At 68.8% G+C, this 8,365-nt stretch carries 9 protein-coding genes; 7 read left to right on the top strand and 2 right to left on the bottom strand.

The genetic code is table 11. The annotated features are described in order from the left end of the window. The 5 genes from ACOJTB_RS21680 to ACOJTB_RS21660 form a co-directional block, all read left to right on the top strand. Nucleotides 1-810, top strand: an 810-nt coding sequence (locus ACOJTB_RS21680; RefSeq protein WP_420104600.1) for a gamma-glutamyltransferase, incomplete at its 5' end; no start/stop codon positions are given. A gap of 5 nt (nucleotides 811-815) precedes the next feature. Next, on the top strand, nucleotides 816-2,012 hold the full coding sequence (locus ACOJTB_RS21675; protein ID WP_420104599.1) for an amidase: 1,197 nt from the start codon (nucleotides 816-818) through the stop codon (nucleotides 2,010-2,012). A 12-nt stretch (nucleotides 2,013-2,024) separates the two neighbouring features. Beyond that, a complete protein-coding gene (gene nthA / locus ACOJTB_RS21670) occupies nucleotides 2,025-2,663 on the top strand; it encodes a nitrile hydratase subunit alpha (protein ID WP_420104598.1) in 639 nt (212 codons plus the stop codon). Next, nucleotides 2,660-3,319, top strand: a complete 660-nt coding sequence (nthB, locus tag ACOJTB_RS21665; RefSeq protein ID WP_420104597.1) for a nitrile hydratase subunit beta — start codon at nucleotides 2,660-2,662, stop codon at nucleotides 3,317-3,319. The genes nthA and nthB overlap by 4 nt, the downstream gene beginning before the upstream one ends. Further along, complete coding sequence (locus tag ACOJTB_RS21660; protein WP_420104596.1) at nucleotides 3,306-3,695, top strand: nitrile hydratase accessory protein; 390 nt, start codon at nucleotides 3,306-3,308, stop codon at nucleotides 3,693-3,695. Before nthB ends, ACOJTB_RS21660 begins: the two co-directional genes overlap by 14 nt. A gap of 10 nt (nucleotides 3,696-3,705) precedes the next feature. On the opposite strand, the gene ACOJTB_RS21655 is transcribed toward ACOJTB_RS21660, so the two are convergent. Both ACOJTB_RS21655 and ACOJTB_RS21650 read right to left on the bottom strand, forming a co-directional pair. Further along, a complete protein-coding gene (locus ACOJTB_RS21655; RefSeq protein WP_420104595.1) occupies nucleotides 3,706-4,743 on the bottom strand; it encodes a nickel/cobalt transporter in 1,038 nt (345 codons plus the stop codon). Continuing rightward, complete coding sequence (locus ACOJTB_RS21650; protein WP_420104594.1) at nucleotides 4,734-5,384, bottom strand: DUF1007 family protein; 651 nt, start codon at nucleotides 5,382-5,384, stop codon at nucleotides 4,734-4,736. Before ACOJTB_RS21650 ends, ACOJTB_RS21655 begins: the two co-directional genes overlap by 10 nt. A gap of 281 nt (nucleotides 5,385-5,665) precedes the next feature. Here ACOJTB_RS21650 and ACOJTB_RS21645 point away from each other — a divergent pair, with 281 nt between their 5' ends. Next, the gene (locus ACOJTB_RS21645) at nucleotides 5,666-6,340 is read left to right on the top strand and encodes a Crp/Fnr family transcriptional regulator (RefSeq protein WP_420104593.1); all 675 of its coding nucleotides are present in this window, start codon (nucleotides 5,666-5,668) and stop codon (nucleotides 6,338-6,340) included. A gap of 265 nt (nucleotides 6,341-6,605) precedes the next feature. Further along, nucleotides 6,606-8,365: AMP-binding protein (locus tag ACOJTB_RS21640; protein ID WP_420104601.1), on the top strand; the 1,760-nt coding region annotated here is incomplete at its 3' end.

The following is an 8,365-nucleotide window of genomic DNA, read 5'->3' as shown; positions in this document are numbered from 1 at the left end:
GCGCTGCTGATCCTCGGCCTGTTCGAGAAGCTGGGCCCCGCCCCGCTGGAGTCCTTCGCCCATCACCACGGGCTGATCGAGGCGACCAAGCGCGCGCTCAGCCTGCGCGACCGGCATGTCACCGACCCGGCCCATGCCGATGGCGATATCAGGGCCCTGCTCGCCGAGGACGCGCTCGCCCGCGAGGCGGCGATGATCGACGCGAAACGCGCCGCACCCTGGCCGGTGAAGCAGAGCCATGGCGACACGGTCTGGATGGGCGCGATCGACGCCAGCGGCCTCGCCGTGTCCCATATCCAGTCGGTCTATTGGGAATATGGCTCGGGCTGCGTGCTGCCCGCCACGGGCATCCACTGGCTGAACCGCGGCACCTCCTTCTCGCTCGACGCCAAGGCGGTGAATCCGCTCCAGCCCGGCCGCAAGCCGTTCCACACGCTGAACCCGGCGCTGGCGCGCTTCAAGGACGGGCGCGTACTCGCCTACGGCTCGATGGGCGGGGATGGCCAGCCCCAGTTCCAGGCCCAGATCCTGACGCGCTACCGGCTGGGGCAGAGTGTGGCCGCGGCGGTGGACGCGCCGCGCTGGCTTTATGGCCGCACCTGGGGCTCCGCCTCGACGGCGCTGAAATTCGAGAACCGCTTCGACCCCGGCCTGCTGGAGCGGCTCGACGCGGCCGGCCACCCGGTCGAGGAGGTCGGGCAGGCCTATTCCGAGGGCTTCGGCCATGCCGGCATGCTGGTGAGGCATCCGCGCGGGGAGGTGGAAGCGGTCCACGATCCGCGCTCGGACGGCGATTCGCGAGGACTGTGACGCCCATGACCTATGACGACCCGTTCCGCTGCTTCGTGCCCTATCCCGATGCGCCGGTGAGGAATGCCCCAGGCGGGCCGCTCTCCGGCCTGACGCTGGCGGTGAAGGACCTGTTCGACGTCAAGGGGTATCCGACCGGTGCCGGCTCGCCGATCGTGCTGGCACAGTCGGGCATCAAGACGAAGACCGCGCCGGTGGTGAAGGCCCTGCTGGAAGCGGGCGCCCGTTTCGTCGGCAAGACGCATACCGACGAGCTCGCCTTCTCCCTCAACGGCAAGAACGCCCATTTCGGCTCGCCCATCAACCCGGCGGCTCCGGCGCGGATCACCGGCGGCTCCTCCTGCGGTTCGATGGCGGCGGTGGCGGGCCGCCTCGCCGATATCGCGCTGGGTTCGGATACGGGCGGCTCGGTGCGCGCGCCGGCCAGCTATGGCGGGCTGTTCGGGATCCGCCCCTCGCATGGGCGGATCTCGCTGAAGCGCACCTGGCCGCTGGCCGAAAGTCTGGATACGGCCGGCTGGTTCGCCCGCGACGGCGAGACCTTCGCCCGCGTCGGCGCGGTGCTGCTCGGCAAGGACCGCATCGCCCTGCCATCGGCGCCGCGCTTCCTCCTCGCCGACGACATGTTCGCCCAGGCGGTGCCGGAGGCGGAGACCATCCTGCGCAACGCCGTGCAGCGGGCCATGCCCGGCCTCGGCGAGCCCGAGGCCGTCACCGCCGTCCGCGACATCGACGCGCTCTACTGGGCCTTCCGCTGGATTCAGGGCCGGGAGGCCTGGGCCGCCGATGGCGCGATGATCGAACGCTTCGACCCGCCGCTGGGGCCGGGCGTCAAGGAGCGTTTCGCCTTCTCCAAGGCCGTGACGGAGGAGCAATACGCCAAGGGCGAAGCGACGCGGAAGACCTTCCGCGCCCGCCTCGCCCGCCTGCTCGGGCAGGATGGCGTTCTGATCCTGCCCACGGTGCCGGATATCGCGCCGCTGGTCTCGGCGCAGGAGCCGGAGCTGGACGATTTCCGCAACCGCGCCTTGCGCCTGCTCTGCCTTTCCGGTCTCTCAGGCTTCCCGCAGGTAACGATCCCGGTCGCCCAGCGCGAGGGCGCACCGCTCGGCCTGTCGCTGATCGGACCCAAGGGATCCGATGCTTCCCTGATCGGCGTCGCGCTCGCCTATGAGCGCGCCAGCCGCATCCGCATCGCCTGAATGGAGCGCGCGATGAGCCCCCACCACCACCACCACGATCACCCCCACGACAATCATTTCACCGCCATCGAGGCGCGGGTGAAGGCGCTCGAGACGCTGATGGTCGAGAAGGGCTATGTCGACCCCGCCGCGCTCGACGCCATCGTCGACACCTATGAAACCAAGATCGGCCCGCGCAACGGCGCCCGCATCGTCGCCCGCGCCTGGACCGATGCCGATTATGCCGAAAGGCTGAAGGCGGACGGCACCGCCGCCGTGGCCGAAATGGGCTATGGCGGGCGCGGCGGCGAGCACATCGTCGCCTGCTTCAACTCGCCCGAGGAGCACAACCTCATCGTCTGCACCCTGTGCTCCTGCTATCCCTGGCCGGTGCTGGGGCTGCCTCCGGTCTGGTACAAATCGCCGCCCTACCGCGCCAAGGCCGTGATCGACCCGCGCGGCACGCTCGCCGATTTCGGCGTGACGCTGCCCGAGGGCCAGCGCATCCGCGTCTGGGACTCCACCGCCGAAACCCGCTTCCTCGTCATCCCGATGCGCCCGGCCGGTACCGAGGGCTGGAGCGCGGAGAAACTGGCGAGCATCGTCAGCCGCGATTCCATGATCGGGACGGGCCTGCCCCGGATCGAGGACGCGGTGGAGGACGCGCGATGAACAGCGCCCATGATCTCGGCGGGCAGATGGCCTTCGGCCCGGTCGTCCCCGAGCCCAACGAGCCCGTCTTCCATGCCGACTGGGAAAAGCGCGTGCTCGCGATCAACGTCGCGGCCGGCGCCATGGGCGCCTGGACGATCGACGAGATCCGCCACCATCGCGAGAGCCTGCCGCCGGCCCGCTACCTGTCGGCCAGCTATTACGAGATCTGGCTGGCGGCGCTGGACAAGGCGCTGGTGAAGCACGGTTTCCTGACGACCGAGGAACTGCTGTCCGGCACACCGGCTCCTGAACGCCGGGAGCCGAAGCGCGTGCTCAAGGGCGAGGAAGTGCCGGCGGTGCTGCGCGGCGGCTTCCCCTATGACCGCCCGGCCGCCGTGCCGGCGCGCTTCGCGCTGGGCGATGCCGTGCGCACCGTGGTGATGCATCCGCAGCATCACACCCGCCTGCCGCGCTATGCCAGGGGCAAGCTCGGCACGATCGAGCGGATCACCGGCTGCCATGTCTTCCCCGACACCTCGGCGCAGGGCGACCATGGCGAGGCGCAATGGCTGTACACGGTGGTATTCAGCGGCAGAGAGCTCTGGGGCCGCGACGGCGATCCGACCTCGACCGTCTCGATCGAGGCCTGGGAGAGCTATCTTGAACCCGCCTGAGACCGATCTGGCCGCCGCACTCGCAGCCGGTACGCCGATCCCGCGCGACGCCGATGGCCCGGTCTTCGCCGAGCCCTGGCAGGCACAGGCCTTCGCCCTGGTCGTGGCGCTGCAGAACCGGGGCGTCTTCTCCGCCGAGGAGTGGGCCCAGGCGCTCGGCGCCGAGATCCGCGAGGCCCTCGCCGCCGGCGGCTGCCGGGACGGCTCGGACTACTATGAGCGCTGGTGCGAGGCACTGGAGCATCTGCTGATCGAAAAGGGCCTCGCCTCGCATGCGGGCGTCGATGCACTGGCCGCCGCCTGGGCGCGCGCTGCTGAAGCCACGCCGCATGGCACGCCGATCCGGCTAGAGAACGATCCGCTGCGGCTGGCCTGAGCCGCGACCGTCAGCTCCCCATCCCGCCGATCCACAGGCCGAGCGACAGCGCCACCCCCAGCACCACCACAAAGGCCGCCGCCGCCAGTTCCAGCACGGCCAGCAGCCTGACGGCCCGCAGACTGCCGCCGCTGGCCATTCGCAACGCCGCGAATTTGAAGAAGACCGCGAAGGCGGCGAGCGCGCTGGTCGTCAGCGCGGTCCCTACAGCCATGGCGAAGGCCGCGGCGATGCCCGCCCAGTAGAGCCCCTGCGATGCGGCGAAGACGAGGATGATCAGCGCGCCGGCGCAGGGGCGCAACCCCGCCGCCAGCACGACGCCCGCCATGTCGCGCCAGTCCCGCAGCCGGGAGACGGCCTGCGCGTCCGGCAGGTGGACATGGTCGCAGGTCGCTGGATCATGCCCCGCAGCCCCCTGCCCCAGCGCGAGGAAGGCGCCGCTCTTGCGCCAGAGCACGGCGGCCCCCACCAGCGCCACCAGCAGGAAGCTGCCCTGCTCGATCAGGCTGGTCGCGACATTCATCTGAGCGGCCGTGGTCCGGAAGATGAGGGTCGCGATGGACACAATGCCGATCGCGACCAGCGCCTGCACCAGCGCCGCCGCGAAGCTGAGCGAGAGCCCGCGCCTGAGGCTGCGGTTGTCGGCGACGATGTAGCCGGAGATCACCGCCTTGCCATGGCCCGGCCCGGCGGCATGGAACACGCCATATGCGAAGGACAGGCCGAGCAGCCCCCAGATCGTGGCCGGCGTCTGCGCGATCGTCTTCAGCGTGGCGGTCAATGCCCGGTAGAAACTGGATTGCCAGGCGATCAGCACGGCCCCGAGCCCGGTGGTGGAGGGCAGCGCCTCGCGCGGCAAAGCCGTGCCGAAGGGGTTGCGCGGCGGCGGGGGCGGCGGCGGGCTGTAAAGCGCGATCAGCCAGCCGATCAGCGCGATGACGCCAGCAACGACCGCCAGCGCCAGGAGCGCGACCGCGAGGCGTGGCACGAGCGACGAAGACGCCCGCCGCTCCGGCCCGTCCATGCCGGCGGGGCTGGTTACGGACATGCCACCAGCGCCCGCGTCGTCACCTCGTAAGCGCTCATGTCGGGCGTCGCGGTCACATCCTCCTGTGCCAGCTTCTGCGCCACGTCGTCGGCAAGCTTGGGCGGGCGATTGACCCGCACGACGCAGCCTGCCGGCGCATCGCGCGTGACCACGGCATCGGCGCCCTCGACGATCTGGAAATCGACGAAATAGGTCGGGTCCCCCACCTCGATCCCAAAGGCGCGCGGCTTCAGCCCCGGCGTCTTGAGGGGGAGCGTATAATTGAGCGTCAGGATCTTGTTCTCGTAGACCAGCCCTGCATCGGTGGGGGTCGCGAACTCCTGCTTGCGCCCGTTCAGCTTGACGATGGTGAAGAAATCCACGTCCGGCAGCGAATCCATGTTGACCTTGGCGAGGTCGGCGAGTTCGTCCGGCGTGAGCTTGCCATCGCCATTCTTGTCGAGTCCCTGCGTGATATAGGCCGAATAGGCCTCGTCGAAGCTCCAGTGGTGGCGGATTCCCTTCACCGCGCCGTCCGGCGCGAACAGGATCTCGGCCTTCGCCTTCACCCAGACATGTGGATGCGCCGTCGCCGGAGCCGATGCCAGGAACGAACCGGCGAGGAGAGCGAGCAATGCCGAAGGCAGGACACGGCGCAGCAAGAACGGTCTCCTCCGGAAAAGGCGCCCGACAGCGATCGCACCCTCATGCGACGCTTTGGCGAACCGGACCAGCCATCGCCGCGAATCGGGGCCAAATCGCGGCGTCGCCCCGCCATAGCAATCGCGCCCGCCCGCGTCACCGGCGACACGCCTCTCGCAGCCGGGCGCTGGGCGGCCCGCTCTCCGCCTACCGGCTGATTGACCAGGTCGCACCCTCATGACAGCGTTGGCTCGATGACCCAGACGGCCCCCGCAACCCGGCCTTTCCGGCAGCCGCGCCCGTGATCGATCCGCAGGAGCTGCGCGCCATCGCGGCGTGGTCGCGCGATCTGCCGCCCGACGAATTCGAGGAGGCCCGGCGCGGCATCACCCTGAAGACCTTCGGCAAGGGCGCCTCCATCTGCCATGTCGGCGACCGGCTGGAATCCTGGACCGGCGTCGCCGAGGGGTTGGTCAAGATGGCCACCACCTCCAAGACGGGCAAATCGGCGACGCTCGCCGGCATGCGCGCCGGCGCCTGGTTCGGGGAGGGCACGGTGATCAAGGCCGAGCCGCGCCGCTACGAGCTGGTGGCGCTGCGCGAGACGCGCCTCGCTCTGATGCGCCGCTCCAGCTTCATGTGGCTGTTCGAGCATTCGGCGGCATTCAACCGCTTCCTGGTCCATCAGTTCAATGAGCGGCTGGCGCAGTTCATCGCCCTGGCGGAGACCGAGCGCACGCTCGACTCCACCGGGCGGCTGGCCCGGAACCTCGCCTGGCTGTTCAACCCGACGCTCTATCCCGATCTCGACCGCACCATCGCGATCTCGCAGGAAGAACTCGGCATGCTGGCGGGCATCTCGCGGCAAATGGCCAATCAGGGGCTCGCCAGGCTGGCCGATCTCGGCCTCATCGAGCTCGGCCATGGCAGCATCACCATCCGCGACCTCGACCGGCTGTCCCGCTACGGGGAATAGTCGTGGCGGCCAGGCGCGATATGCCGCGATGGAGGCAGCGGTCCCGGACGAGCGGGCACTCCCCTGCGAGACAGTAGCAACCAAAAGGCGAATTGTCTGTCAACCGCCTCCTTGCGAAACTGGGTCACGGCTGAGAGGCTGACCAGAGACGAGGCCGGAAAACGGCCCGCGACGAAGCCACCGCAATGCACGGTGGCTCGACAGGGAGAACGCAATCGTGGCGAGCGGCATCGACGGCCGGGCGGACACCTTTCCGAAATTGCTGATGCGCAATGCGCGCGAGCGCGGCGGCCGCACCGCTTTCCGGCACAAGGATCTCGGGATCTGGCAATCCTGGAACTGGGCGCAGGTCGCCGAGCAGGTGCGCGGCTTCGCCGCCGGGCTGCAGCGCCTGGGTCTGAAGCGCGGCGAGACCGTCGCGATCATCGGCTACAACCGGCCGCGCCTCTACTGGTCGATGTGCGCGGCCCAGTGGCTCGGCGCGGTTCCCGTGCCGGTCTATGCAGACAGCGTCGCAGAGGAGATGGCGTATGTGCTCGACCATGCCGAGGCTGCCTTCGCCGTCGTGCAGGATCAGGAGCAGGTCGACAAGCTGCTCTCCATCGCGGACCGCCTGCCGCATCTGCGCCAGATGCTCTATGACGAGCCGCGCGGCCTGCGCGACTACGACCACACCAGCCTGCATCCGATCGAGAGCGTGATCGCCGGCGGCCTGGCCGCCCTGCGCGAGCCCGCCGTGGCGCAGAGCCTGGACGCGGAGATGGAAACCGGCAAAGGAGGCGATCTCGGCATCATCCTCTACACCTCAGGCACCACGGGCCGGCCCAAGGGCGTGATGCTGAGCCACACCAATGTCATCGTCGCCGCCGAGATCGGCTGCGGCTTCGACGGGCTGAGCGAGAGCGACGAGGTCATCGCCTATCTTCCGATCGCCTGGGTGGGCGACCACGTCTTTTCCTATGCGCAGGCGATGCTGGCGGGCTTCTGCGTCAACTGCCCGGAGAGCCCCGAGACGGTGATCGACGACCGCCGCGAGGTCGGTACCACCTATGCCTTCGCGCCACCGCGCGTCTTTGAGACGATGCTGACGCTGACCATGGTGCGGATGGAGGATGCCGGGCGCCTGAAGCGGGCGATGTTCCACTACTTCCTCGATGTCGCGAAGCGCTATGGCGAGGACATCCTGAACGGGCAGAGCGTGCCGCTGAAGGGCCGGCTGCTCTACAAGCTCGGCGACCTGATGGTTTACGGGCCGCTGCGCAATCGCTTCGGCCTCACCAGCATCAAGGTCGGCTACACCGCCGGGGAGGCGATCGGGCCGGAGCTCTTCCGCTTCTACCGCTCGATCGGCGTCAATCTGAAGCAGCTCTACGGCCAGACCGAAGCTGGCGTCTACATCACCATGCAGCCCAACGGCGAGATCAAGGCCGACACCGTCGGCCGCCCGGCGCCGCTGGTCGAGATCCGCATCGACGAGAACGGGGAGGTGCTCTACCGCTCGCCTTCAATCTTCGGCGGCTATTACAAGGACCCTGACAAGACAGCCGAGACGATGACGGCCGATGGGTTCGTCCGCTCTGGCGATGCCGGCTTCTTCGACGAGGGCGGCCACCTCAAGATCATCGACCGCGCCAAGGATGTCGGCAAGCTTGCCAGCGGCGAGCTGTTCCCGCCCAAATACATCGAAAACAAGCTGAAGTTCTATCCCAACATCAAGGAGGCGGTCGCCTTCGGCCAGGGTCGCGACTTCGCCACCGTCGCGATCAACATCGATCTGACGGCGGTCGGCAACTGGGCCGAGCGCAACAACGTGGTCTATGCCTCCTATCAGGAGCTCGCCGGGCACGACCTCGTCTACGAGATGATCGCGAAACATGTCGACGAGGTGAACCGCTCGCTCGCCGCCGAGCCGATGATGGGCGGCGCGCAGATCAAGCGCTTCCTCATCCTGCACAAGGAGCTGGACGCCGACGATGGCGAACTGACCCGCACCCAGAAGGTCCGGCGCGGCTTCATCGCCGAGCG

This window comes from Allobosea sp., from assembly GCF_048595345.1.
GTDB lineage: Bacteria > Pseudomonadota > Alphaproteobacteria > Rhizobiales > Beijerinckiaceae > Allobosea.
Note: the sequence above shows the minus strand (reverse complement) of the source record. Positions and strands in the feature narration are given on the sequence as shown.